A 25,615-nucleotide genomic window follows, 5' to 3' on the forward strand; every position below is an offset into this window, starting at 1 on the left:
TTTCAGGAAAGTCGATGACTGACATTCAACAAGATGAAAATAAATTAATTGCGGAACGCCGCGCAAAACTGGAGCAAATTCGTACTGAATGTAGCTCAAATGGTTTTCCGAATTCGTTTAGACGGGAATTCTATAGCCAAGATTTACAAGATGAATTTGGCGAGCATGAAAAAGAAGCATTGGCAGACTTAGGTAAAGTAGTCAGTATCGCTGGCCGTATTCTGGCAAAACGTGGTCCTTTTTTATTATTGCAAGACATGACTGGCCGTATTCAATCCTATGCGTCTAAAGACACCCAAAAAGATATCAAGGCGCGTTACGGTAGCTTAGATATCGGCGATATTATTGGCGTAAAAGGCGTATTGCATAAATCGGGCAAAGGCGATTTATACGTCAATATGGACGAATATCAGCTATTAACCAAGTCATTGCGCCCGCTGCCTGAAAAATTTCATGGTCTAGCTGATCAAGAAACTAAGTATCGCCAACGTTATGTTGATTTGATCACAAACACGCAAACTCGCGAAACCTTTTTGATCCGCAGTAAAATTGTGACCGGCATTCGAAACTTCCTTACCCAAAGAAATTTCATGGAAGTAGAAACACCAATGCTACAGGTTATTCCTGGCGGAGCTACGGCTAAACCGTTTGTTACCCATCATAATGCGTTAGACATCGATATGTATTTGCGTATCGCACCTGAGCTTTATTTGAAGCGATTAGTTGTGGGTGGGTTTGAACGTGTTTTTGAAATAAACCGAAACTTCCGAAACGAAGGTCTATCTACGCGCCATAATCCAGAATTTACTATGCTAGAGTTCTATCAAGCGTATGCTGACTATCATGATTTGATGAACTTAACTGAAGATATGTTGCGTACACTTGCCAAAGATGTGTTGGGGACAACCATCATTAAAAGCACTGAAAAAGATCTTGAAGGCAATGTGGTTAGTGAAGTTGAATATGATTTTGGAAAGCCTTTTGAACGTCTGACCATGAATGATGCAGTGTTAAAATATTGGCCTGAAGCAAACGAGGCCGCTATTAAAGATCCAGAAAATCATTTGCCAGAATTAAAAGCTATGGCCAAACAACTGCATATCAAAGAGCCTGAAGTTGATGGAATTTGGGGCGCGGGTAAATATTTATGTGAAATCTTTGAAGCGACGGCTGAAGAGAAACTCATACAACCTACCTTTATTACCGCATACCCTTGGGAAGTGTCTCCATTGGCACGTCGCAACGATGACAATCACTTTGTGACCGATAGATTTGAATTTTTTGTTGGTGGTAGAGAACTAGCAAATGGATTCTCGGAATTGAATGATTCTGAAGATCAAGCAGCAAGATTTAAAAAACAAGTTGAAGAAAAAGATGCTGGTGATGACGAAGCTATGCACTTTGATGAAGATTACATTACAGCGTTAGAATATGGATTACCGCCTACCGCAGGGGAAGGTATCGGAATCGATCGTTTAGTTATGCTATTTACTGATAGCCCGACTATTAAAGATGTGATTTTGTTCCCGCACATGCGACCTCAAGCACCGCAGGAATAAATAGATAGCCGAATAGAAATAGAGACTTGTTTAGACTAGAAATGAGTCTCTATTTTTTTTATCTGCTGATAAAGGTGTTCATTTAAAGGGGTAGGGATCCCGACTACTTCGCCTTGACTAACTACATATCCACTTATATTTTCATTTTCAGTTCTTCGTCTTTTCTGAATATCTTGGTGCATCGAAGAGTAGTTCGATGCGGTTTTTTCAATCACCAACATACAATTTTCGAACAGTTCTTTTTGCGTTACTGACAATCGCAATTCGGTCATTAAATTGGTTATTTCAAGCGTAATCTCAGTGATTTGCGAACGATACTCTGCCGCAGCAAGTTCACCATTTTTAATATTATGGAGGGCAGTCAGTGGATTAATTACACAATTTACCGCTAATTTTCGCCACAAGATTTCTAATATGTTTTTGTGCCAACTACAAGGTGGAAGCACATTTTCAAACAAACCTTGGTAGTAAATATTATCATCGCTGTCCCTTAGCCATCCTGCTTGAGTAATCCCCATACCTGTCACATTTAAGGTATCGGTTTGTGATTTAAACGCACCGTAACTTGTCGTCGCGACTATGACTGGATTGCTGTCTAAATGCTGCAAGATTAAATCGTGATTGACCATACCGTTGTGTAGCAGCATCACGGGTACATCAGGGCCTATAAGAGACTTAAATTGTTCGATAGCGGGCATGATTTGATAGGCTTTGAGTGGGAGAATAAAGATCCCATCATTAATCATTGACTGGCTTGACTGATAGTTTGGCTTAATGACTATATGACTGTTATTCGTTTTACAATTCAGCTTCGAAGGACGTGGTAAACGTGCAATTACGCGATAATCAAGATTTGCGTTATCGCACTGAAATGCCAGCAGGTTTCCTATTGCGCCATTACCAACAATAGTAAACATTAACGGGCAGTCCTAAAAGCTACGTATATTCTTACCCAAAGCTCAATCAACAAGCAGGCCAGACCTATACCAATGCCATCAGCATAGAGATCTTCTAAACTGCCACTACGATAGGGTAAAAAGTCCTGGACTATTTCACTCGCAATCGCAAAAAAAACTAAGCACCCTCCAATAAGCCAGTGATTCACACGTAGGCATGTTGCAACTGCACAGGTTAAAATAAAAAATACACTTGCATGCTGAATTTTATCGTATCGGGTATCCAGTGGAATGTATTCTACTGGCACTATCATGGCAACTGAGAACGTGATTAGAATGGCCAGTGCAATGATGATTGTGAACGGATGGCGAATATATTTGTTGGTATATTTCACGGTAACTTCATTTTTAATCTTGGCCATGCTAAATCCCAAGGAGAGAGTAAAGGGGAGTTATTGACAACGGCAGATGAAAATGTGAAATGCTGTCCAGAACTAGGTAAACAATGAAAACGAAAATGCTGCCCTTGATCTTCAAACTCTAATCCAAAAGCATGCAAATACGTTCGATCTGATGAAGAACCGCCATAGCTTGCATCACCAAGTATTGGGCTACCAAGACTCTTTAACATCACTCTGATTTGATGGGTTTTTCCAGTATAAGGCTTAATTGCAAACAAACGCACATTATCGCCAATACTAGCGCTAAAAAACTGGCCAATAGCCGGTTGTTCAGTCGTCGGTTTCAATGCCCATTTTCCATCGCGAATTTTGTGCATATCTCCCACAACCGCGCCTTGTTTTTTCTTTGGTTTTTTATCGCTGATGGCGAAGTAATATTTTTGTATTCTACGCTCAGCGAAGTACTGACTTAACCGTGCAGCGGCATCCGCGTTTTTGGCTAGCATGAGTAAACCAGAAGTGACTTTGTCGAGCCGATGGACCAACCAGAGTTTATCAAGTTGTAATTGGCGTAACAGCAACGGCAAAATGCCTGCTTGCAATTGTTCGTTTTGAACGGCAATTCCTTCAGGTTTATTAACAATGACCAAGTCGTCATTTTCGAAAACAATAGGAACTACATTCATGTTTATTGACCGTAAAGAAATTAAGCGTGTTTATTAATGATATTTAACGCTTCGGCATAATCTAAGTCATTAATTGCTACACTTAGTTCCTGTTTTTGCAGGTCCGTAATATTGCAGTCATGAATAAGACTTTCTAGCTTGCTTGCAGTTATAAATTCATTGTTTTCCAGCATTGCAATTAGCTGTTTTTGACTTTCATTTTCAGCAGCATTTGATGCTGTGGGTTGTGCATTGTCTTCAGACGCTAAAAAATTAATTTTAATTAAAGTAGCGTTTAATTGTGCGATAAAATGATCTTCTTCCATTGAAAGGCTACTTTGGTTAATCACGGCGGTTTCTAAATCCTTTGCCGCAAAATGCAAGGCATTAAGTCCTAAATTACCCGTTACCCCTTTTACCGTGTGAATGACTTCTTTATAAGATTTAAAGTCACTATTTTCAGTATATTCGGTAAGTTGTTTAGCTAGATCTTTGTATTGATCATTAAATTTAACTAACAGTTTGATTAGCAGCGATTTGTTACCACTGAGTTGTGACATTGCAAAATCTAAGTCAATTATTTGTTCGCGTTTATCCATTTTTCACTCTTCACACACATTTTCTAACAACATATTACTTTATTTGTATCATCAAGGTAGACTAAATACACATAGTTAAACAAAAAATCACGAATAGAAATTAAAATAAGGCAGTAATGTGAAGAAAATCGTTTTGGTACTGGGGAGTGTCACCGCACTTCTTTTGGGGTGTTCTACAGACAATCAGCCAAGTCAACCAAATATAGTTGAAAACTTGCCGGTAGGGGTCAAGCTGGTTGAGCAACACTCAGGTTTAGGCGAAGGCAAGGTTTCTATTCCTTACAGTAAATACCAATTGAGTAATGGTCTGACTGTCATTTTACATGAAGATAAAAGTGATCCTTTGGTTCATGTGGATGTGACATATCATGTTGGTTCTGCCAGAGAAGAAATTGGAAAATCAGGCTTTGCTCATTTTTTTGAGCATATGATGTTCCAAGGCTCAAAAAACGTTGCTGATGATGAACATTTTAAGATCATTACCGAGGCAGGTGGTGATATGAATGGCACAACCAATAGTGACAGAACCAATTATTACGAGACAGTGCCTGCCAATCAATTAGAAAAAGTGCTTTGGCTTGAAGCCGATCGTATGGGATTCATGTTAGACACGGTGACCCAAGAAAAATTTGAAATCCAACGTGAGACGGTAAAAAACGAACGCGGACAAAGTTACGATAATCAACCTTATGGTCTAAGAACAGAACGTAATGGCGAAACCTTATATCCGCCGGGTCATCCTTATTCTTGGTCAACGATTGGTTATGTTGAAGATCTCGACCGCGTAACCGTTGAAGATTTAAAAGCATTTTTTAAACGCTGGTATGGTCCTAACAATGCAGTATTAACGATTGGTGGCGATATAAACAAACAACAAACGTTGGCATGGGTGCAGAAGTATTTTGGTAGTATTCCCGCCGGACCTGAAGTTGACCCTGCACCAAAAGTGCCGGTGACTTTAGAAAGTGATAGATATGTCACAATTGAAGATCAGGTTTATTTACCGCTTATCCAATTAACGTTCCCCACTGTTTATGTGCGTCACCCAGATGAAGCCCCTTTAGATGTGCTGTCTGACATTTTAGGTGGTGGTAAAACGTCTTTATTTTATAAAAACCTAGTAAAAGATAATCATGCAGTACAAGCTGTTGTTTCACATCCGTGTCGAGAGCTCTCCTGCGAATTTCAATTGATCGCATTGGCCAACCCAGCAAAGTCAACGAAATTAGCCGAGTTGCAACAACGTATTGAAGAGTCATTATTAGAATTCGAAAGCCGCGGTGTAAATGCTGATGATTTGGCAAGAACGAAAGCGGGAATAGAATCCTCTACCATCTTTGGCTTGCAAAGTGTGTCTGGCAAAGTGTCGACTTTAGCGGCTAATGAAACGTTCGATGGTCAGCCGGACATGGTTGACTACGATTTACAACGATACGGCAACGTTACTGCTGAAGACGTAATGCGAGTGTATCGCAAATATATCAAAGACAAAGCTAAAGTGGTGTTGAGTATTGTGCCAGTAGGTCAAGCTTCATTAGCTGCAAAATCGCAAAACTTTGAATTACCAGAGCGCAAAATTGTGACTGATACCGTACATGAAAAGGTATTGGCTCCCGAGATAACAGATAATTTTGATCGTTCAAAGATGCCAAAGGCTGGCCCAAACCCAAATGTTAAGGTGCCAGAGTATACCCGCACCGAGTTCGATAATGGTATCAATATGCTGACGCATAGCACTGATGAAACGCCTACAGTGACCTTGTTATTGAGCTTAGAAGGCGGTCCTCTTTTGGATCCGATTGAAAAGGCGGGTTTAGCTAGTTTTACTGCTCAGATGATGAATGAGTCGACGTTGCAAATGTCGAACGAACAAGTGGCAAATCAACTGGCGTTATTAGGTAGCGAAATTAGTTTTGGTGCCAGCGGACGTTATACACAGATTCGGGTCAATGCATTGGTACACAATTTAGAAAAAACGTTATCACTGCTTGAAATGAAACTATTCGAACCGGCATTTCTGCAAGAAGATTTTGATCGAATAAAGCAAAATTTAGCGCAACAATTGCAGCAACAGTTGAAAAACCCTTCGGTTTTAGCTGCTCGGGCCACAGACATATTGATGTATGGTGAAAACAACCGATTAAGCTTGCCTGACTCTGGTAATTTAGCCACGTTGAACAATATTCAGTTAGAGGATGTAAAATCATTTTACAAAAAGTACTACACACCAACAAAAGCAAACCTAGTTATTGTTGGCGATATTGAGCAAAATCAGCTGAAAAAAGATATTCAATTCTTAACTAAATGGCGCGGAAACGACTATCAAATACCAGCCTATAAACCGTTTCCTGAATACTCCGAAGGGAAACTTTATTTAGTCGACAAACCTGATTCTGCACAATCAGTTGTGCGCGTTGTCGAGCGTGCGCTTCCCTATGATGCCACTGGCAAGCATTTTAAAAGTAAATTGATGAATTACCCATTAGGTGGCATGTTCAATAGTCGAATTAATCTTAATTTACGCGAAGACAAAGGGTATACTTATGGCGCATCTAGTCAGTTTATTGGCGGCAAAACCTTAGGACGTTTTCAAGCTTCAGCAGACGTTAAACAAGCCAATACCGGTGATAGTATCGCTGAGATACTTAACGAGATTAAAACGTTTAGTGAGCACGGAATGAGCGAAAGTGAATTAGCGTCGATGCGCAGTGCTTATAGTCAATCGGAAGCGCTTAGTTATGAAACACCGTCTAGCAAAGCCAATTTTCTGAATCACTTACTTGCATATGGTTTAGAGCGCGAATATCGCGATCGGCAAGGTGAAATTATAGAAAATGTTACATTGGCTGAATTAAATGAAATTGCTCGTGATTTACTTGAAATAAAGCACATGCAAGTTATTGTAGTGGCTGATGCGCAGAAGGTTAAACCACAGTTAAGCGAATTGGGACGCGAGATAGTTGAAATACAAGTGCCTCAATAGCTAAAGATTGTATTTACAGCTTAATAGAAACAGGAGGGGAAAAATGTGTCGAATAGAGAGCCAGCATTTTTTGCTTGAAAATCTGATATTTTTCCCCACTTTAAGAATTCAGTTCTTCATTAGGAATATATTTTGACATCCAGTTTATCGTCTTTTGCAGATCGTTTAGCCGTTCTGCAACGCTCCGAAGTGCGTGCAACTTTGCCCCAAATTAAACATGGTGTCGAACGTGAGACCCTTAGGATTAATGCAGATGGTGGCTTGGCGCAAACTCCACACAATGGTGCATTAGGGTCTGCATTAACCCATGATTTCATTACAACTGATTTTTCTGAGTCGCTGCTAGAATTTATTACGCCACCAGAATCCGACCCTAATGTCACTTTAGAGCAACTCATGGATGTGCATAAGTTTGTGATTGAAAACATTGGAGAAGAGCGGTTGTGGCCCATGAGCATGCCCTGTTTTATCAATGGGGAAGACAATATTCCGATTGCAAATTATGGTAGCTCTAATGTGGCAAAGATGAAGAGTCTTTATCGCGTTGGATTGAAAAATCGCTATGGAAGTATGATGCAGGCTATCGCTGGCGTGCATTTTAACTTTTCATTCCCCGAAGCTTTTTGGCAACAATGGTTGTCCAACATGGAAGGTAAAAAAGCGGATAAGCACAGTATTTCAGACGCTTACTTTGCCATGATTAGAAATTATCGACGTTTTTGTTGGTTAATTCCCTATTTATTTGGTGCATCGCCGGCAATTTGTGGTTCTTTTATTAAGGATAAAAAAACAACCTTACCATTTGAGCGTTTAGGTAAAGGAACATTGTATTTGCCGTATGCGACGTCATTGCGAATGAGTGATCTCGGTTATACCAACTCAGAACAAGCGGGCTTGAATATCTGTTACAACCAAATGGATAGTTACATTTCATCGGTGCGAAAAGCGATAAATACACCTTCAGAAAAATATCAACAATTTGAAAATCAAGCGGGTGAAGCATATCGCCAGCTCAATAGTAATGTGCTGCAAATTGAAAACGAATTGTATTCACCGATCCGACCTAAACAACCTACGTTACCTTTAGAAAAGCCTACCGATGCATTGGCTAAGCGTGGTGTTAATTACATTGAAGTACGCGCATTGGACGTAAATCCGTTTAGTAAAATTGGGATTAAAAAAGAGCAATTCTATTTCCTTGATGTGTTTTTGACTTATTGTTTGGTCGCACCAAGTGAAAACATGTCACAACAACAATATGCTGAAACGGAATCAAATCTTAAAGCTGTCGTGGTTAAAGGCAGAGATCCCGAATTAACCTTGCGGAACGATTCTGAAGTGACAACTATTCAGCAATGGTCGAAAAGCTTGTTTTCAGAAATGGCAGAAGTTGCTGCGGTGTTGGATGAAGCTAATGATTGCACACTTTATTCACAAGCTCTTGAGCAGCAAAAACGAAAAGTTGAAGATTCATCTTTAACTCCTTCGGCTAAACTACTAGAAATGTTGCTTACTGAAAATAAAGATAATGGTTTATTTGGAGTTGAGTTAGCTGAAAAATATCGAAATGAACTAATTTCAGCAGATTATAAACATTACTCTAAGGAATTATTTGAGCAACTAGCGAAAGAGTCTATTGAAAAACAACAATTGAAAGAGCAGGAAGATAGTTTGTCATTTGAAGATTTTCTAGCCGATTATTTTGCTGCCCCCCAAAGTAACTATTTAATTAAATAACTAGGTCGTGTTTATCTTTGATGTAGATTTTAAACGAAGAACCATTATGCTCGCAAATTTGCGCCGTGATTGGAATGCATCTGAAATGATTGATTTTCACATAACAAAGGTAAGCACTATCCTAAGTAGCAGACAAAAAAATGCCTGACTCAAGGTCAGGCATTAAACTACTACCAGGGAAAACACACATAAAATTAAACACACACAGGTATAGAGTCAGACGTAATGAGAAAGTTCACAATAAAATCTAGTTTTTTTATAAAAACTTTTTTACTAACGCATCTATCCGTATTTTTAGTGGGGTGTAGCACTACGCCTCCCAAAAATATTAGTAATATTTGTAATATCTTTGAAGAAAAATCAGATTGGTATGACGCCGCAAAGGATATGAATGAAAAGTGGGGAGTACCCATTCATGTGCCAATGGCGATGATGTATCAGGAAAGTTCATTTCGTCACGATGCGTTACCGCCCAGAGATTACGTCTTTTTCGGGTTAATACCTTGGGGACGAATAAGTAGCGCATACGGCTATTCCCAAGCGAAAACGCCTACTTGGGCCGACTACATAAGAGAAACTAAAAATAGCGGTGCAGACCGCGACGACTTTGATGACGCAATTGATTTTATGGGGTGGTTTATTTCCAAGACCTATCAGGTTAACGGCATTTCAAAATGGGATGCGTACGCCCAATACCTGAATTATCACGAAGGCTGGGGGGGATACAAACGCAGAACCTACAATAAAAAAGCATGGTTGATAAAAGTATCCAAAAAAGTCAATGCTCGCTCATTGCGCTATGCCACCCAGCTGAAATCCTGTGAAGAAGAGTTAAATAAAAGTTGGTTTTGGAAGTTGTTTGATTAATCTCCCAACACATCACAACTTAACCCTTTAGCTACGCTCAGGCCTTCAAATCCAAGTGCGTCAAATACCCTTTTAAATTTTGTCTTGCTAACTTATTTCGCCGCTACACCGACACTTTTCAAACCAATATCAAGTGTTGAGAATAATCTCGTCGCAGCATTCGCGCTTTTATTGTCGTGCGCGCCAAGTAAGATGCTGTCATGTAACTTCGCAGATGAATATTGGCTTTTGTGAGCAACATGCAATGGCAAATAACACAAACCAAAATCTTTACCACAGCGCTTATTAGACCATTGCTCGATAATAGGTTTTAAAAATGTTTCGCATGTAGTGGGTTTCAATGCGCTGTGAATTACCACTAAATGATATTGTCCTTTAGTAGCTAAAGTAGCGCCAATTTGCTGGCAAACGGTTTCCATATTTTTCATCATTTTTGTTTCGTCAGATTCCATTTTGCCAATGCACACTAATGTCACTTCGGTTTGCAATATAGCATTGTGTAAGTCACTGGTAGCAACAAGGTTTCGTTTAAGTCGTGCAGACACCACGGCTTGCTCTAATTCGGCATCTTGGATGGGGGAATGATTTTGATTAACGCCGTTCACTTTGCGTGAATCCATATCTATGGCTATCACTTTGTGATCATTGTTGGCAAATGAAACACTCAATAGGGTTCCCATTAACCCTAGTCCAATCACGCTGATGCGTTCGTTCTGTGCCGATACATCGTTACCAATAGTTGATGAAGTGGCTGGGTGTATGTGATTGTAGATAGGTCTTGTTCTTGCCTGATTTTGGAGCGCGTTATACATAATAAATCACCTGTTTTTTATTTATTAAACTTATATTTCGAATCGGTGATAGTGAAGTCGCATAATTCATTCCAATTTTTATAATCGTTTAAAAACAATGGGTTAGTTGTTATTTTGCTTGGTTCACATGCTTAAGTGGCGCAATTTGAATACACACCTTAGAAAAAACCTGAAATTTTAATCAATCCTTTGATCCAGATCAGTTCGTACTTTGCGGTACTTCGTATACTTAATTCATAGAACAAAACGAATTTGCAAGGATATGAGGAAAAGTCATGATTGAATTATTATTAAAAGATCCGGTGGTTTGGGGCTCATTGTTAGGTTTGTCAGTGGTCGTAGGAATTTGTGCGTATTACATGTATTTGTTTTTGTATAACACAAATCACAATCTATAAAAGTAATGCTTGGGAGTATTGCTGGTCGGTATTAGAAAGGCTCGTTGAAAGATTCGGGTTGTTCAATCAACACCAGCAGGGCGCCTTTTCCGCCCCATTCTAATGGAGCTTGGTGAAAGCCTTCAACATCAGGATGTTGCACAAGCCAGTTGGGAACGGCTGTTTTTAACACCAATGAGCCAAGACCATGTACTATGCAAACACAATGTATGTTTTGCTTTTTGGCGGCTAAAATCAAAGCGGCAATTTCTAACTTAGCATTCTCGCGCGTTAAGCCGTGCAAATCTAAAATTAAATCGGGCGGATATTCCCCTCTGCGTAGGCGTTTTACTTCATAACTAGGCTTTCCGGGTCTGATGTATTTCAGCGGGCCTTGCTCTGGAAAGTGTGCTTCAAACCCATCAGAAAAATGAAAAGATGCTAAAGCTTGTTTAGTGTCGAGATTATCTTTGTGCTTTTTAAGCTGCGATTGCGAAATGTGCTTGCTGGAAGGGCGCGGAGGCGTTATTTTGTCCTGCTTAATTGGCGCAACATCTTTAAACTCACCTCTAAACAGTGAAATATCCTCTGGTTCAGAGGATTTGACATCTAGTTTAGATATTTGAATAAAAGGATTGTTGGGCTGCTTTTTCATAATTTGTTATGGTTTATGCGTAATTAAACAGGCAATTTTGGCTGAAGCATAGCAAAATACTGCCTAGCACTAAACATCTTAAATAAGACCCAATTTATATGACATCCATTGATACCATCGATTTGGAAGAAATTGCAACTGAGCTTTCGTCCATTTTAGATATAGTAAGATGGTCCATGAGCCAATTTAATCAAGCTGATTTATATTATGGTCATGGTACTGATAATGCGTGGAGTGAAGCGTTAACGCTAGCCCTGCAAGTTTTGCATTTACCGCAAAATATGACTGAAGATGATCTTCATTTAATCTTGCAATCTAAGCTTACGCTGGCAGAGAAAAAGCAAATTTTGGCACTAGTAAAACGACGTATCTTGGAAAAGTTGCCTGTGGCATACTTAACTAATCAAGCGTGGTTTTGTGGCTTGCCCTTTTATGTTGATGAACGGGTATTAGTGCCGCGTTCACCCTTTGCTGAACTTATTGACCAACACTTTTCCACTTGGTTAGAGTCTGAACCACAATACATCTTGGATTTATGCACAGGCAGTGGCTGCATCGCTATTGCGCTCGCGTATGAATTTGAAGAGTCGCAAGTAGACGCCGTTGATATTAGTGACGACGCGTTGCAAGTTGCAGATATAAATATTCAAGAACACGGTTTACATGATCGCGTGTTGCCGATTAAGTCGGATCTGATGGAAGCGTTACAAGGACATAAATACGACTTAATAGTAAGTAATCCACCGTATGTTGACGCTGAAGACATGTCGGATTTGCCAGATGAGTTTCATCACGAGCCAGAGCTGGGTTTAGCGGCGGGTGAAGATGGACTAGTTCTTGTTGATACCATTTTGCGCCAAGCAGTTGAGCATCTTAACCCAGATGGTTGGCTATTTGTCGAAGTGGGAAATAGTGAAGTACATATGAACGCTAAGTATCCGGAACTGGATATTCATTGGGTTGAGTTCGAGCACGGTGGTAGGGGAGTGTTTGCAATAAATCATGCAAACCTAACTGCCTACTGGGCGAAACATAGTTAACGTTAGGAAGTAAAATAAACATGGCTGGAAACACTTTTGGCAAACTTTTTACAGTGACCACTTTTGGTGAAAGTCACGGTATTGCAATTGGCGGCATTGTAGATGGATGCCCACCGAATTTAGAGATAAGTGAAGCTGACTTACAAATTGATTTAGATCGCAGAAAGCCTGGCACGTCTCGTTACACTACGGCAAGACGTGAAGGTGACGAAGTACAAATTTTATCTGGTGTTTTTGAAGGTAAAACCACAGGTACAAGTATCGGTTTGTTAATTAACAACACGAATCAACGTAGCCAGGATTATTCAAAAATCAAAGATACATTTCGTCCCGGGCATGCCGACTACACCTATCAACAAAAATACGGTTTACGTGATTATCGCGGCGGCGGTCGTTCTTCAGCTAGAGAAACTGCTATTCGTGTTGCTGCGGGTGGAATAGCTAAAAAATATTTAAAACAAGTTCACGGTATCGAAATTCATGGTTATCTGTCCCAATTGGGGCCGATAAAAATCGATAGTATCGATCACAGTGTGACGAATACGAATGCTTTTTTCTGTCCTGACGAAACTAAATTAGATGCACTTGATGCTTATATGCGAGATTTGATTAAAGCTGGGGATTCCATTGGTGCAAAAGTTTCCGTCGTCGCTAAAAATATGCCCGTCGGTTTAGGTGAGCCAATATTTGACCGCTTAGACGCAGACCTTGCTTCGGCAATGATGGGGATCAACGCGGTAAAAGGCGTTGAAATAGGCGATGGTTTCGCTGTTGTAGAACAAAAAGGCAGTGAGCACCGCGATGAAATAACCCCTCAAGGATTTAAAACAAATCGTGCTGGCGGAATCTTAGGTGGCATATCGTCAGGACAAGATGTCGTGGTACATTTAGCACTCAAACCTACTTCAAGTATTAGTGTCCCGGGTGATTCTGTTGATATTCACGGTCAAGCAGCAGAAATTATTACCAAAGGTCGACACGACCCCTGTGTTGGTATTCGTGCCGTACCAATCGCAGAAGCTATGACTGCGATTGTGTTGATGGACCATTTACTGCGTCATCGTGGCCAAAATGCCGATGTGACATCAATAACGCCAATTATACCCGGGCAGGCTTAATTCAGTTGCCTGCTGATAGTGCAAGTATTAATCAGGCGAGCTCGCGTGTAAATTTGATTTTGTTGGGTATTACCTATCTGCTCTATTTTGGGCAGTTAGGGATACTGGTGCCGTATTTAGGCATATTCCTCGATGGGCGTGGATTTAGCTCACAACAAATTGGTGAGTTGTTCGCTCTCATCACCATTGCGCGAATATTGGGGCCTAATTTATGGGCCTCTATGGCAGATAAGTCAGGCAAAGGTTTATCTATTCTGCGGCTCGGCAGTTTCCTTACATTCGCCACCTTTTGTTGTGTATTTTGGCTTGATGGATTCTGGGGATTAACATTCGCATTTGGGCTGATGATGATGTTCTGGACTGCTGTGTTACCTCAACTCGAAGTATTAACTCTCAACTGTGTTGCAAGTGATCCTAGTCGTTATAGTCTTATTCGATTGTGGGGCAGCGTTGGCTTTATTGTATTAACGGTCATTACCGGGGTGGGGATTGATTTTACTTCCTCAGAAGCTCCGATATTTATCAGCGCGGTTGTCCTCCTATGTTTATTTATATCCACACTCTTTATTCGTGAAAATCAAAGCGATTCTGCTCACTCATCTTCGCAAAGCAGCATCTGGGGAAAAGCCAAAACCACACCTTTTATATTATTTATGCTCAGCGCCATATTTTTGCAGGTGAGTTTTGGGACTTACTATGGTTTTTTCGCACTTTATACACGTGATCTTGGTTATAGCGGGCAAACGACGGGTATTTTGCTAGGGTTAGCTGTAGCAGCTGAAATCGGCATTTTTTTGGTAGCTGGCCGACTCATGAAATTGTTCGGGATTAAATGGGTGTTATTTGCCAGCATAATATTGACCGCAGTTCGATGGTACGTACTGGCTGATGCCGCCGAGTGGCTGTGGGTGTTGATATTGAGTCAGGTTTTGCATGCTTTTAGCTTTGGCTTACATCATGCCGCTGCAATAAAATTTATCCATGAATATTTTGGTAAAGCCTTCCAAAGCCGCGGACAAGCACTGTATATCAGTATTTCTTTTGGTATCGGTGGAGCTGTGGGGAATTACGTCTCTGGCTACCTTTGGCAACAAGGAGCTGGCGCATACAATGCGTTTGTTTTTTCTGCACTGACTGCACTCGTTTCTGGTGCTTTTTTATTGGCAGTGAAGGGAAAAGAAATGACTCGGTAACATTCCTGTTTCACCTAAAAGTGACTTTTAGCCTATTTCTATTTAAATTATTTGTGCCAAACTAAACCTGTACAATAAATAAACGTGTCGGTGCAATTAGTGCCAATACTATAAAGATACAGTTATGGAAGATAATTTACGTGTCGGATAAAAGCGAGTTATTACAAAGTCTTAAAATTGATCGTGTTGAAGAATCACAGCCCAAAGGTTTTACGTTGTGGCAGGTAATTCTGCTGCTGATAGTGGTTGTGATTATTTCAGTATGGGCCACATTGGAATTTGCCAAGGGCAGCAGTGAACAAATAAATCCCCCCTCTGGTTCTGGACAAAACTCCGCAATACAAACCACTAAAGCGCCAAGCCAAAATAAACAAGCTGGCGATGCTAATCTGGATAAAGCAAACCCTTCTTCTCCAGCAACTACGGAAAATACTGCCATCCTGAATTCTTCCGGATATATCACTGCAAGACGAATGGCTACGGTGTCAGCGGAAATTATGGGGCTGATAACAGAAGTCACTATTGAAGAAGGAACCTCTGTAGAAGAAGGTCAAATACTTGCAAGGTTAGATAATACCCTAGCAAAAACAAATTATGAGTTGGCAGTAGCGCAACTGGATGTATTAAAAGCGCGAATCAATAGTATCCAAGCAAATCTTAACGACGCACAAGACAATCACAAGCGAGTAATGACAAATACGTTTTCAAGTGCAGCAGAAAAGTCCAGAGCACAAGCGCAGATGCATAGCTTACAAGCTAACATTGAAAGTGCTAAAGCGGATCTGCATGTCGCAAATATCGAGGTACGCCGTCAGCAAGAAAGGTTAGATGATCACATTATTCGCGCGCCATTTTCCGGCGTAGTAACAGTTAAAGCTGCTCAACCCGGCGAAATTGTGGCTCCAAGCTCAGCAGGTGGCGGTTTTACCCGAACCGGTATTTGCACTATCGTCGACATGGAATCTTTAGAAATTGAAGTGGATGTCAATGAGTCGTTTATCGGCCGAGTATACCCAGGACAACCGGTAGAAGCGCAGTTGGATGCCTATCCTGATTGGATCATTCCGGCTTCAGTCATTGCCATTATTCCCACAGCTGATAGAGCAAAAGCGACAGTGCAGGTGAGAATAAAAATAGAACAAGCAGATCCAAAAATATTGCCCGACATGGGTGTCAAAGTTGCCTTTCAAAAATAGTTAGGAGAATAAAATGAGTGAAGACGTGTTGTTTGATTTAGTTAACGTTTCCAAGAAGTTTGTAAAAGGGAAAGAACAAATCAGCATTTTTGACGGCCTCAATATGCAAATTAATAAAGGTGACTTTGTGGCCATTATGGGCCCATCTGGGTCAGGCAAAACGACTTTACTGAACATGCTAGGAGGTGTCGATCAACCCTCAAGTGGTGAAGTGAGTTTTGATAACCAACGAATTGATAATTTAAGTGAAGGTAAGTTGGCAAAATGGCGCGCAAATAACATTGGATTTATTTTTCAATTTTATAATTTGATGCCTATGCTAAATGCCTTTCGGAATGTGGAATTGCCACTGTTACTGACTAATATGAGCAGCAAAGAACGTGCTCAGCGTGTGCAAAATGCACTTAAATTAGTGGGCTTGGATGATAGAGCTAAACATATGCCAAGCGAGATGTCCGGCGGTCAGCAACAGCGAGTCGCCATTGCCAGAGCCGTTGTTTCTGACCCTAAACTGTTGTTGTGTGATGAACCTACTGGGGATTTAGATCGGAAAACAGCGGATGAAATTCTCGAAACCTTACAGCTGTTAAATAAAGAGTTTGGTAAAACGATTGTAATGGTGACCCACGATCCGTCAGCCGCAAAATATGCGAAACACACCTTGCATTTAGATAAAGGTGAATTTGTTCTGGAGGCGAAATGAAAGATCTCTATTTGATTTATAAGAATCTCACTCGCAAAAAACTCAGACTTTTTTTAACTTGCTTTGCCATTTTTATTGCCTTTCTCATTTTCGGCGCAATTACCGCGCTACAAGGTGCGCTAAATGCTGGCGTGGAAATGTCAGCTGATAACCGACTGATTACCGCGAATAAAATTAATTTTACGCAACCTCTACCTTTTGCCTATGTAAATAAAGTAAAAAATATCGAAGGGGTTAAAGATGTAAGCTACGCCAATTGGTTTGGCGGGTTTTATCAAGAACCAGCAAATCAGGTGGTGACAATGGCCGTTGACCCGACGACTTATTTCACGGTTTATGACGAGTTAGTGGTACCTGAAGCTCAACTGAAACAATGGCAAAACAATCAACGAGGCGTGATAGTTGGCGAAAGAATGGCTAAAACGTTTAATTGGAAAGTGGGGGATACTATTCCAATGTCTTCGAATATTTTCACCAACAAAGATGGTACACAAACGTGGCAATTACAGGTGGATGGTATTTTCACAGCAAAAGATGAAAAAACCGATACCGGATATATCGTTTTTCATCACAAGTATTTTATGGAAACGCAAACTTGGGGCGGTGACAATGTTGGCTGGTTAATGTTGACCACGACAGATTCGGCGTTAAATCAGCAAGTGTCTGATGCCATTGATACAAACTTTGCCAATTCAGCAGCGGAAACAGAAACTAGCACTGAAGCGGCATTTAACAAAGCATTCATTGAACAGATTGGGAATATTGGCCTTATCATCTTTGGTGTTGTGTTTATGGCATTTTTCACCATTCTAGTTGTAGTCGGAAACACAATGGTTTTAGCTATTCGTGAGAGAACTAACGAAATTGCCGTGCTTAAGACCTTAGGTTTTTCTTCGCCCCGTATTTTCAAAATGATATTAATCGAATCATGCTTGCTAGCGTTTATCGGCGGATTGCTTGGGTTAGGAGCTGCATTTGTTATTGTGCAAGGCGCTTCCGAAGCCATGGCGCGCTTTTTACCAAACTTAGTACTCGACCAAGGTATCGTATTGCAAGCTTTGGGTTATATGCTGTTATTGGGATTAATTACCGGAATTGTGCCGGCTATACGCGCACTTAGACTTAATATCGTCACTGGATTTCAAGGGGCATAAGCATGAGTTTAGTTTCACAAAGTAGTGCAGTTATCATGATGAATGTGCGCAGTCTTCCGCGTCGTTTTTGGATGTCTGCGGCGATGGTCTTCGCCAGTGCAGTAGTGGTGGCGATATTATTAGCGTTTCTGGCGATGGCGAAAGGTTTTGAAACCACTATGCAAAGTGCGGGTAGTGATGACGTAGCTTTTTTCTTAAGGGTAAGTTCGGCTGCAGAACTCAACAGCACTGTATCCAATGAGCAAGTCAATATCTTAACCAATGCACCGGGCATAGCATCAAACGAAAACGGGCCTATCATTTCTCCTGAACTTTACGTGATTGTTGATGGGGTAAAAAAGAGTAGTCAAACCAAAGCCAATATTCCGTTACGTGGGATTAACCAACAAGGCATAGCATTGCGCGAAAACTTCAAGTTAACTCAAGGGCGTATGTATTCAACAGGGACCAATGAATTAATTGTCGGGCAGGGCATACTGGATGAGTTTGCAGGGTTTGAATTGGGAGATGAAATTCGTTCAGGGAAAAACGTTTGGACCGTTGTCGGTGTGTTTACTACCGGAGGAAATGTATTTGAAAGTGAACTGTGGGCAGATGCAAAAGTAATTCAGAGCTTATATAACCGTGGAAGCAGCTATCAATCAGTTAGAGCCAAATTAACTTCACCAGATCAAATCGAGCCAATTAAAGCTTTTGTAGAAAATGATCCTAGACTCAACCAAGATGTTCAAAGCGAAAAAAGTTACTTCTCTGAACAAAGTAAAGGGTTGAGTTACATGGCGTTATTCGGACGCGTTATCTCTACCATTATGGCGCTTGGCGCTTTGGCTGGAGCGCTTAACACTATGTATACCTCTGTGTCAGATCGGGCAGGAGAAATCGCGACACTTAGAGCCATAGGGTTTAGCCATATTTCGGCATTTATCGGCACATTAACCGAAGCCTTGGTGTTATCTGTCATTGGTGGAATATTAGGCTCTATTGCTGCCTTTATCTTTTTCGATGGCTTGAGTGCAGCAACTTTAGGCGGTAGTTTCACCCAAGTTGTATTCCAATTTCAGTTAACCTCCGATTTATTCCTGCAAGGTGCGACTATGGCATTAGTGATAGGATTTATCAGTGGGTTATTTCCGGCTTGGCGTGCGGCAAGATTGCCGGTGGTCATTGCGTTTCAAAATGGCCGCTAGCATTTCATAGGTTATTTTCTAGTAGCCGGAAACTTACCTCCTATTCTCATTGCTAACCGCTGGGAATAGGGGGTTGTAGCTGTTTTAAGATTTCAATTACAAATGCGAAAAGTTCCACACCAAGGCGCTGTGTTATACAAACCTGCATTTTGTCTTCACTTATGTATATACTCTATTAATTAATTCAAAGTCATTGCGTTATACAATGAACCCAGAGTGTGTTGTTTGATTATGATTCGAAGTATCTGTATTGCGAGTACATTTTTAGTATTGAATGCGTTTGCCCAAGCGGACAAAAACCTGTCTAGTTTAACTCGGTTTGACTCTGATTTGGATTTGGAAGTGTATTCCAAAATGGATATTCGTGGTGTGAGAGTGGGTGACAATGTATTGGAACGCGCTTTAAACCTAATCGAAAAAGGTGGTGCAATCCAATATATTTCTGGTGGCAATCGCAGCGAAAAAGTAGACATACACTTTACACAACCTTACTTAGAGTCTGAACTATTACAGAATTTGTCGTTGCATTTTGACAAAGATCTGGGATTCGTTAACCAAGTTTCATTAACCTATCGTGTTGCTAGCCGCTACGTGGATATTCTGCCGGTTTACAATAAAACGGTTGAACAAGCGATAGTAAAATACGGAAATCCTTTAAGCTTTCAACAACTGCAAAACCTCACTAAAAATAATAACAGTGAGCTAAGACTAAGTTCGTTGATTGCTAATTTACCTACTCGTGGTGAATCTTCGGCGTTAATTAGAGCATATTTTGATTATCTACAAGTGACCCCCAAAACGCACTTTGTGAGAACTGAAAACGGACATGCGCTATTGTTAACTGGGTTTAAGCAGTGTTATTTCTGGCCACACGATGAATTTGAAGAGTTATTGAGTTTGTGTTCGTTTCAACCATCTAGCGGCAACATGAAAGGTCAGGGGATCACCTTGACGTTACGTAATTTTGCCATCCAAAACCGTATTTCAGATTTTCAACTGATGCAAGATGAACAAGAAATCGAAATTAATTTTTAAGCGACGTTAGCGTAGTGTTCGGTTTAACAACAAAAGATCATTTTGTTGATCAATCTTAAAATCAAACTGACGTAATATGTTCATTCCTAATAAGCCATCGGCATAGTCAAATTCAGGCATTGGTAAAACCACAACGGCGACATCGTCCAAACGAAAGCCCGCAAAAAAGACCTGCTTTAGCTGATACACTGGCGCATCCAATAAACCACCTGCCGTGTTTATTTTATAAGTACCAACATATTCCCAACTTGTCCTACGCGATATATTTGCAAACGCCTCAGACGTTAATACCGTTGTTGTTGCCCCCGTGTCTAACATCAGTTCTTGTTTATTTCTGCCGAATAAAACCGGAGTAGTATAATGATCGCCGAGTGGACGTAATTTAACTGAGCGTTCGTAATCAACTGGCTGCGGCTCGTCTTTTTCAATGGGTTCAGTACTTGCTGTTGACGTTCCCTGTTGTTTTAAAATCTGCCTAATACGGGCAGCATCCATATCTCCTTGTTGCAGTGAAGCCAACACGTTTTCCATTAAAAACTCTTGATTTTGATATGCGTAAGCTTCTGCCAACGATACGATAATTGAGCGCCGAGTTGGATCAAACTGCCAAAGGGGTTCAAGAAATGTTGCTAGAACATCCCATGAACGAATGGCTTTTAATTTATTAATATTGGTATTTGTTAGTTCATTGATTAATCCAAGTATTTGCGCTTTCTGTTCTGTTTCTAAAGGCAGATCAAGTAACGAATAATAATGTGCAAGCACTTCACTAATAGGAGCTGTTTTGGCAATCAGTTGTCCCTCGAGCAACAAATAATCAATGTTCTGAGGCTCGTTTCTCAGAAATGCTTGAATCGCATCTTTTGCGTCAACCAACTCGCCAGCAGCAATTTGTTGTTTAATCCAATAAATTGCTTTTTGATATCGTTGATTATCTTCTTCTGAGGGGGCTTCGAAAGTTTCCGGTTTATTTTGCTTGGTTGTATTTGTGTATTGAGTTTCAGGTGAGGTTAATTGCGGTAAATTAACATCCGAATTCGATACCGAACTAGTGGACGAATTCAACCGTGTTAGTTGCTGCCAAAAAAATAGATTTAATAGCACTGATGCCAGCAAACAAGCAGAAACAAATATAGCAATATATTTAGCCATTAACCGATTGCCTTAAGCGACAAACTAAGCGCTAGGTAAACAAGCTTTTCCATAAATATCTCTAAATGGTTCTGGCATTCTTTTAGGTTTCCCAGATGACAACGCGATACATACAAAATCCGTGCGAGCGGTTAAGACTGTGACTCCATCAGACTCGCGAATAAATTGAAATTTTCTAGATAACTTTAATCTGCGATCACATTCAATAATCCAGGTTGCACATAGTAAATTATCACCTAACAATGCGGCGGCGTGATATTCAATTTCATGTTTACTTATGGCCATACCTCGGTCTAACTGTTGATATATTTCTATGGTTAGCCCCAGTGACATCGAATGTGACCAAGAAACTCGTTCTAGCTGTGATACATACGCCACATTATTGACATGGTTATAGTGATCTATTTGCTCAGGCGTCACAGACCATTTCATGATGTGCGGTGTGGGTAACAACCATGCATATGTATCTGTAATAGGCTTTTCGTTAGGCATATCTAGGCTTTAAACTCAGGTAAAGGGTTAGGACGTTTCTGCTCAAATAAAGCATTTTTAAGCGCTCTCTCTCGGGACACAATGGGCTGAATAAAGTCATCCACGTTGCCTAACTTTTTAAATGATTTATAACCGGATTCTAAAAACTGATGGAGGCTTTCAACACCTGCCATTCTTGCAGGTTTGCGCGACAGCATTAATAACGTTGAAATACCTTTTATTTTGACCACGTCTGCCAAATCAACACCGAGCCTCTCAAGCAGTACAATTTGTTCTTCCCGTTGCGCTTGATTTTCACATTTACAATAGGCCATCGCGTATGTTTCACGCGAAATCGTTTTTCCATCGAGCTGTTCGGTTAAAGCGATATCCAATTCTAAGGAAAGGCTGTTTAACCTCAGTGCCGCCTCTAATGATTCCAGAGCTTGTTTGGGAATAATCTTCGCCATTTTAGGGACAACGCGCGCCAACTCTTGGTCGCGCTGACTAAAATCTTTAGGGCCATACAATTCATCAATGAAAAACGTCATTGCTGGGCGGAATCGTTTACTTTCCCACAGATCTTGATGGGTAGCTAAAAGGCGCTTTGTTTGCCAATCCTGTAATTCCCTTAATGCGTCTGTTAAGTCAACTTTCAGTGTGTGCTCATGCATTTCATTAGCATGATGGAGATGTTGAATTATGTTATCCAGAAGAATCGTCATTGATTATTTATTCACCCAAAATTAATGTATCGAATACGCTGGCATCTATCCAGCCGCGGTTTTTATCACCATTAACGGCTTGTATGTCTTTTGAACCTATGAAGTGTTCGCGCGTGTTACTGTTATCATTGTCACAATAGGCCAACATAAAGCCAATTTTTTTTCCCTTATAAAGAGTTACGGGAGTATTTGTTTTGTTAGCTGTGAAATTATCCGCATAAAGAGAAATGGCCACTTCCCAAATCACCTTATGTGGTGCATTTGGATCGCGTCGCCATTGACTTTCAATATGCTCATTAAATAATGCTGGGGAGCGTTCAGGAGTGATATCAACCACTTGGTTATCCAATGCAATGTGATAAGCAAACGCATTGTAAGTGTATTGGTGGTTACCGCCTGATGCGTCTTCATCGATAAATACCTCTAACGTATCGTCATCCCAGTAATTAAGTAGAGGGTCTGCATTAAAATCAACTAAACGATCATCTTCGATATGAGCTTGTAAATAGAGTTTGTTTGAGTCCCAAAGCAAGCGATATTTGCCCTGAAAATCCTGCTCATCTAAAGGCCCGCCAAGAATAATATGTTCTAGCGGAAGCCATTTTGCTCTCTGCCAGACTTGGTCATCATCGATTCCATCAATGACGGGCGCTATTTCCGTTTTGGCAACATCAATAGCCAGCACGTTTGCATTGCAAAACACTATTGCCAGCACCATGAGCATTTTCCTGCGATCGATAAACATATTCAGCTCTCTAAATGACTTAACTACATCATAGCTTGTCTTAAAGCTGCTTTTTTGACAACCGCTAATTATTGCGATTTTGGCAAGATTAATATGCTAAACAGTTCTGGGGCAAAAAGAACAATAGGTCAATGTTGAGTTACCCAGTGGCAATTGGTTACAATGCGTTTTTATATTCAATATTTGTAGAAAGTGGATTTGTGTCGTTGGGCGTGTCGAATTTCTTGGCAGTTTGTTTTATCCAATAATCTCCATACTATAAGATCTAGTGTAACGGGTAGTTTGTGCATCATTATCGCGACCTCATAAAACTGTTTAATCAATGCTTTGAGAAAAGTGAGAATACCCAACTGGTAAAAGGCGAAAGTGAACCAATCTATTTACCAGCCAACGAGCACTGTGACTATCATCAAATTGTGTTCGCTAATGGCTTTTTTGCCAGTGGTTTACATGAAATTGCGCACTGGTGTATTGCCGGTAAACAAAGGCGATTGTTAGAAGACTATGGCTATTGGTATTGTCCCGATGGACGTAACAAACAACAACAAGCAGAATTTGAGCAAGTTGAATTGAAACCCCAGGCAATTGAATGGGCATTTAGCCTTGCGGCAAACCTGCCGTTTCAAGTCAGCACAGACAACCTCAATGGTGAACAACCTGATAGGGCAGCGTTTCAAAGTAATGTTTTTCAGCAATTAAATGAATACCAGCGCAATGGTTTTCCTCCTAGAGCGCAAATTATGCTAAATGCGTTGGCCGCATTCTATCAGGTCGACTTAACCGCAAACATGTGTGCTTCATCTTTATCATCTGTCCAAAGGCGCATTGCGTGAGAACATTTAAATTAGGTCTTATTATTAATCCTTTTGCTGGTATTGGCGGCGCATTAGCTTTAAAAGGCAGTGATGGCAAAGAAATCCGTGAAAAGGCATTAGCGATGGGGGCTGAAAAGCGGGCTAATGCGAAGACCCGTCTCGCATTGGAAGAAATAGCCTCATTGCATGAAAATATTGAAATTTATACGGCATCTGGAGAAATGGGCGAAGATTTAAGTCGTTCAATGGGCTTCAATACGCAAGTTGTCTATCAAACTGATCCGGATCAAACTGAGGCCATCGATAGCCAAAATACGGCTGCGAAATTATTGGATGCTCAAGTCGATCTGATTTTATTTGCTGGTGGCGACGGCACTGCGCGAAATATCTATGACATAGTAGCTGATCAAGTCGCAGTTTTAGGGGTGCCAGCCGGCTGTAAAATTCATTCAGGTGTGTATGCGATCACACCGAAATCAGCAGGTCGAGTCGTGAAAATGTTGATCCAAGGCGAAATCGTGAGTTTGAGTGAAGCCGAGGTTAAAGACATTGATGAAGATAAGTTTCGACAAGGTAAAGTGAACGCAAAATACTATGGTGAAATGCGCGTGCCAACGGAATTGCGTTATATTCAAGCGGTAAAAATGGGCGGCAAAGAATCTGAAAATTTAGTGTTAATTGATATTGCTGCGCAAATCATCGAGATGATGCAAGAATTACCTGAGACCGTGTTTGTTATGGGTTCGGGCTCAACCGTTGCCACGATAATGCAAGAGTTAGGGCTAGATAATACGTTATTAGGTGTTGATCTTGTTGTTAATCAACAATTAGTTCACCAAGATGCGACTGAAAACGACATTTTAAATTATGTTGAGCAAACTCCCAGCAAGTTAGTTATTACCCTAATAGGAGGGCAGGGGCACCTATTTGGGCGCGGTAATCAGCAACTAAGTCCAGCTGTTTTAAGAGCCGTTGGTCGACAAAATATATGTGTGGTGGCGACTAAAAGTAAAATACAATCACTCCAAGGTCGGCCTCTCATTAGTGATTCTGGCGATATGCACTTAGATGCAGAATTAGCCGGATTGATACCGGTGATTACCGGTTACCGCGACCAAGTTTTATATCCTATTGCTGAATCTTAAACTCATCATATCAATACTCAAAACAGGAATCCTTTTACGTGTCACAGCAACCACTAGAACACTTTATTCAACAAGCAGAAACCCAATTAGATCAAGTTGTAGACTCTGGTACTGACGACGAGTTGTTTATCGCGAGTTATTTGCATGGCCATTTTTCGTTGATAGCCAGTCAAGCGTTAAACAGTGAAAAAGCCGATGTTGCCACGCTAGATGCTTTATTAACTAACAATCTCAATGACGCCTTTGCTCAAAACGAACTTGAGCCAGAAGATCAGAAAAAAGTCATGACATTGTGGCAATCATTATTGGATGCATAGTGTTTTGTTACGTCTCGTCAAAACATTGCCGCTTTAAGGTCATTGATTGCCGTTCCTCATCATCAAAA

26 protein-coding genes are annotated in these 25,615 nt (G+C 40.7%); 16 read left to right on the forward strand and 10 right to left on the reverse strand.

Features of this window, described 5'->3' with window-relative positions:
• Positions 1-14 precede the first annotated feature (14 nt).
• Positions 15-1,559, forward strand: coding sequence for a lysine--tRNA ligase (gene lysS, locus GLIP_RS03820; protein WP_008843249.1), 1,545 nt, complete (start codon positions 15-17; stop codon positions 1,557-1,559).
• 35 nt (positions 1,560-1,594) lie between these two features.
• Here lysS and GLIP_RS03825 read toward each other — a convergent pair whose 3' ends face one another.
• From GLIP_RS03825 to GLIP_RS21275, 4 genes are read right to left on the reverse strand one after another with little or no spacing between them, the layout of a single operon-like run.
• Positions 1,595-2,476, reverse strand: coding sequence for a ketopantoate reductase family protein (locus tag GLIP_RS03825; RefSeq protein ID WP_008843250.1), 882 nt, complete (start codon positions 2,474-2,476; stop codon positions 1,595-1,597).
• Positions 2,476-2,850, reverse strand: coding sequence for a VanZ family protein (locus tag GLIP_RS03830; protein ID WP_161602035.1), 375 nt, complete (start codon positions 2,848-2,850; stop codon positions 2,476-2,478). Before GLIP_RS03830 ends, GLIP_RS03825 begins: the two co-directional genes overlap by 1 nt.
• Positions 2,847-3,542: a TIGR01621 family pseudouridine synthase gene (locus GLIP_RS03835; RefSeq protein ID WP_008843252.1), complete on the reverse strand. Its 696-nt coding sequence runs from the start codon at positions 3,540-3,542 to the stop codon at positions 2,847-2,849. The genes GLIP_RS03830 and GLIP_RS03835 overlap by 4 nt, the downstream gene beginning before the upstream one ends.
• Before the next feature lie 20 nt (positions 3,543-3,562).
• Positions 3,563-4,120, reverse strand: coding sequence for an Hpt domain-containing protein (locus GLIP_RS21275; protein ID WP_008843253.1), 558 nt, complete (start codon positions 4,118-4,120; stop codon positions 3,563-3,565).
• 118 nt (positions 4,121-4,238) lie between these two features.
• Here GLIP_RS21275 and GLIP_RS03845 point away from each other — a divergent pair, with 118 nt between their 5' ends.
• The 3 genes from GLIP_RS03845 (at position 4,239) to GLIP_RS03855 (ending at position 9,707) form a co-directional block, all read left to right on the forward strand.
• Positions 4,239-7,103: a M16 family metallopeptidase gene (locus GLIP_RS03845; protein ID WP_008843254.1), complete on the forward strand. Its 2,865-nt coding sequence runs from the start codon at positions 4,239-4,241 to the stop codon at positions 7,101-7,103.
• A 132-nt stretch (positions 7,104-7,235) separates the two neighbouring features.
• Entirely contained in the window at positions 7,236-8,840 is a 1,605-nt protein-coding gene (gene gshA, locus GLIP_RS03850) for a glutamate--cysteine ligase (protein ID WP_008843255.1), read from the forward strand.
• Positions 8,841-9,065: 225 nt separating this feature from the next.
• A complete protein-coding gene (locus GLIP_RS03855) occupies positions 9,066-9,707 on the forward strand; it encodes a transglycosylase SLT domain-containing protein (protein ID WP_008843256.1) in 642 nt (213 codons plus the stop codon).
• Positions 9,708-9,799: 92 nt separating this feature from the next.
• Here the strand turns inward: GLIP_RS03855 and GLIP_RS03860 are convergent, their stop codons facing one another.
• Positions 9,800-10,519: an NAD(P)-binding domain-containing protein gene (locus GLIP_RS03860; protein WP_008843257.1), complete on the reverse strand. Its 720-nt coding sequence runs from the start codon at positions 10,517-10,519 to the stop codon at positions 9,800-9,802.
• Positions 10,520-10,794: 275 nt separating this feature from the next.
• On the opposite strand from GLIP_RS03860, the gene GLIP_RS22380 reads away from it, so the two are divergent.
• A complete protein-coding gene (locus tag GLIP_RS22380) occupies positions 10,795-10,917 on the forward strand; it encodes a hypothetical protein (protein WP_008843258.1) in 123 nt (40 codons plus the stop codon).
• 31 nt (positions 10,918-10,948) lie between these two features.
• Here the strand turns inward: GLIP_RS22380 and smrB are convergent, their stop codons facing one another.
• Positions 10,949-11,551, reverse strand: a complete 603-nt coding sequence (smrB, locus tag GLIP_RS03865) for an endonuclease SmrB (protein ID WP_008843259.1) — start codon at positions 11,549-11,551, stop codon at positions 10,949-10,951.
• A gap of 98 nt (positions 11,552-11,649) precedes the next feature.
• On the opposite strand from smrB, the gene prmB reads away from it, so the two are divergent.
• The 8 genes from prmB (at position 11,650) to GLIP_RS03905 (ending at position 20,177) form a co-directional block, all read left to right on the forward strand.
• Positions 11,650-12,591 (forward strand): 50S ribosomal protein L3 N(5)-glutamine methyltransferase, encoded by a 942-nt coding sequence (gene prmB / locus GLIP_RS03870; protein ID WP_008843260.1) that lies wholly within the window; start codon positions 11,650-11,652, stop codon positions 12,589-12,591.
• A gap of 20 nt (positions 12,592-12,611) precedes the next feature.
• Positions 12,612-13,709, forward strand: coding sequence for a chorismate synthase (aroC, locus tag GLIP_RS03875; RefSeq protein ID WP_008843261.1), 1,098 nt, complete (start codon positions 12,612-12,614; stop codon positions 13,707-13,709).
• Between the two features lie 5 nt (positions 13,710-13,714).
• On the forward strand, positions 13,715-14,902 hold the full coding sequence (locus tag GLIP_RS03880; protein ID WP_008843262.1) for an MFS transporter: 1,188 nt from the start codon (positions 13,715-13,717) through the stop codon (positions 14,900-14,902).
• A gap of 140 nt (positions 14,903-15,042) precedes the next feature.
• Positions 15,043-16,098: an efflux RND transporter periplasmic adaptor subunit gene (locus GLIP_RS03885; protein ID WP_008843263.1), complete on the forward strand. Its 1,056-nt coding sequence runs from the start codon at positions 15,043-15,045 to the stop codon at positions 16,096-16,098.
• Positions 16,099-16,111: 13 nt separating this feature from the next.
• The gene (locus tag GLIP_RS03890) at positions 16,112-16,801 is read left to right on the forward strand and encodes an ABC transporter ATP-binding protein (protein ID WP_008843264.1); all 690 of its coding nucleotides are present in this window, start codon (positions 16,112-16,114) and stop codon (positions 16,799-16,801) included.
• On the forward strand, positions 16,798-17,955 hold the full coding sequence (locus tag GLIP_RS03895) for an ABC transporter permease (protein WP_008843265.1): 1,158 nt from the start codon (positions 16,798-16,800) through the stop codon (positions 17,953-17,955). The genes GLIP_RS03890 and GLIP_RS03895 overlap by 4 nt, the downstream gene beginning before the upstream one ends.
• A 2-nt stretch (positions 17,956-17,957) precedes the next feature.
• Complete coding sequence (locus GLIP_RS03900) at positions 17,958-19,142, forward strand: ABC transporter permease (protein WP_008843266.1); 1,185 nt, start codon at positions 17,958-17,960, stop codon at positions 19,140-19,142.
• Positions 19,143-19,367: 225 nt separating this feature from the next.
• A complete protein-coding gene (locus tag GLIP_RS03905; protein ID WP_153886261.1) occupies positions 19,368-20,177 on the forward strand; it encodes a hypothetical protein in 810 nt (269 codons plus the stop codon).
• A gap of 6 nt (positions 20,178-20,183) precedes the next feature.
• Here the strand turns inward: GLIP_RS03905 and GLIP_RS03910 are convergent, their stop codons facing one another.
• From GLIP_RS03910 to GLIP_RS03925, 4 genes are read right to left on the reverse strand one after another with little or no spacing between them, the layout of a single operon-like run.
• On the reverse strand, positions 20,184-21,329 hold the full coding sequence (locus GLIP_RS03910) for a retropepsin-like aspartic protease family protein (RefSeq protein WP_008843268.1): 1,146 nt from the start codon (positions 21,327-21,329) through the stop codon (positions 20,184-20,186).
• 24 nt (positions 21,330-21,353) lie between these two features.
• Complete coding sequence (locus GLIP_RS03915; protein ID WP_008843269.1) at positions 21,354-21,821, reverse strand: acyl-CoA thioesterase; 468 nt, start codon at positions 21,819-21,821, stop codon at positions 21,354-21,356.
• A gap of 2 nt (positions 21,822-21,823) precedes the next feature.
• Positions 21,824-22,525: an FFLEELY motif protein gene (locus GLIP_RS03920; protein ID WP_008843270.1), complete on the reverse strand. Its 702-nt coding sequence runs from the start codon at positions 22,523-22,525 to the stop codon at positions 21,824-21,826.
• Positions 22,526-22,532: 7 nt separating this feature from the next.
• A complete protein-coding gene (locus tag GLIP_RS03925; RefSeq protein WP_040521815.1) occupies positions 22,533-23,270 on the reverse strand; it encodes a sugar-binding protein in 738 nt (245 codons plus the stop codon).
• Positions 23,271-23,554: 284 nt separating this feature from the next.
• On the opposite strand from GLIP_RS03925, the gene GLIP_RS03930 reads away from it, so the two are divergent.
• The 3 genes from GLIP_RS03930 to GLIP_RS03940 are packed head-to-tail and all read left to right on the forward strand — an operon-like array spanning position 23,555 to position 25,547.
• Positions 23,555-24,103 (forward strand): elongation factor P hydroxylase, encoded by a 549-nt coding sequence (locus tag GLIP_RS03930; protein ID WP_008843273.1) that lies wholly within the window; start codon positions 23,555-23,557, stop codon positions 24,101-24,103.
• Positions 24,100-25,230 (forward strand): ATP-NAD kinase family protein, encoded by a 1,131-nt coding sequence (locus GLIP_RS03935; RefSeq protein ID WP_008843274.1) that lies wholly within the window; start codon positions 24,100-24,102, stop codon positions 25,228-25,230. The genes GLIP_RS03930 and GLIP_RS03935 overlap by 4 nt, the downstream gene beginning before the upstream one ends.
• Before the next feature lie 38 nt (positions 25,231-25,268).
• A complete protein-coding gene (locus GLIP_RS03940; protein ID WP_008843275.1) occupies positions 25,269-25,547 on the forward strand; it encodes a YfcL family protein in 279 nt (92 codons plus the stop codon).
• Positions 25,548-25,615 lie beyond the last annotated feature (68 nt).

Source organism: Aliiglaciecola lipolytica E3 (genome assembly GCF_000314975.1).
GTDB classification, from domain to species: Bacteria; Pseudomonadota; Gammaproteobacteria; order Enterobacterales; family Alteromonadaceae; genus Aliiglaciecola; species Aliiglaciecola lipolytica.